This window comes from Paracoccus sp. MC1854 (assembly GCF_014164635.1).
Lineage (GTDB): Bacteria > Pseudomonadota > Alphaproteobacteria > Rhodobacterales > Rhodobacteraceae > Paracoccus.
This window is the reverse complement of the sequence record NZ_JACJFU010000131.1, coordinates 1-855: the sequence shown is the minus strand read 5'-3', so window position 1 is coordinate 855 and position 855 is coordinate 1. Positions and strand designations below refer to the sequence as shown.

The 855-nt window shown below is 61.1% G+C and carries 1 protein-coding gene; it reads left to right on the top strand.

The genetic code is table 11. The annotated features are described in order from the left end of the window. The first annotated feature begins 63 nt into the window (after positions 1-63). A protein-coding gene (locus tag H5395_RS18430; RefSeq protein WP_182794002.1) for an IS5 family transposase occupies positions 64-851 on the top strand; the annotation gives its coding sequence in 2 pieces (ribosomal slippage) (positions 64-400 and positions 400-851; 789 coding nt in all). Positions 852-855: the final 4 nt, after the last annotated feature.

Genomic DNA, 855 nt, shown 5'->3' with positions numbered 1-855 from the left:
TAGGTCCTGTTGACAAAAGGGATTCTCATGGCGCGCTGATCGTGATTCAAGCCGGTATCTGCGATGGAGACCAGCTTGGCACGAGACCTGATGTCGGACGAGGAATGGGCGTTCCATGAGCCCTTCATCCGGGCCGTGCGCGCGCCCAGTGGACGCAAACCTGTGAACCATCGTCTTGTTCTAGATGGCATTTTCTGGATCGCTCGCACCGGCTCGCCGTGGCGGGACCTGCCCGAGGAGTTCGGCAAGTGGTTCTCCGTCTATCGCCAGTTCCGACGCTGGACGCTGGCCGGGCTGTGGGAGCAGATCATGGATGCGTTGAACGAGAGCAAGGCGGTTCCCGACGCCCTGCAGATGATCGACAGCACCGTGGTCCGCGCCCACCATCAGGCAGCGGGCGCAAAAGGGGGACTCCGCGGCAGGGTTTCGGCCGTTCAAGGGGTGGTTTCACAACCAAGATCCACCTCCGCGTCAACAGCGCGGGCCTGCCCATGAGGATAGAGATTACGCCGGGGCAGACATCGGACTACAAGGGCTTCGATCTGGTCATGTCCGACAACCTGCCAGAGCCTTCCGTTCTGCTGGCAGATCGCGGCTACGACTCTGACAATGTTCGAAAAACCATGGAGGCGCGCGACGTCTTGCCGGTGATCCCCATGCGGAAAAACCGCAAGCTGCGGGTAGTCGTGGATCGCGCCCTCTACCGGCTGCGCAACCTCGTCGAGCGCTGCTTCAACAAGCTGAAGAACGCCCGCCGCGTCGCCACCCGCTACGACAAAACCGCCGAAAGCTACCTGGCATTCATCGACGTTACCTCCATCCGCCTCTGGCTCCGCCATTTGTCAACATGACCTA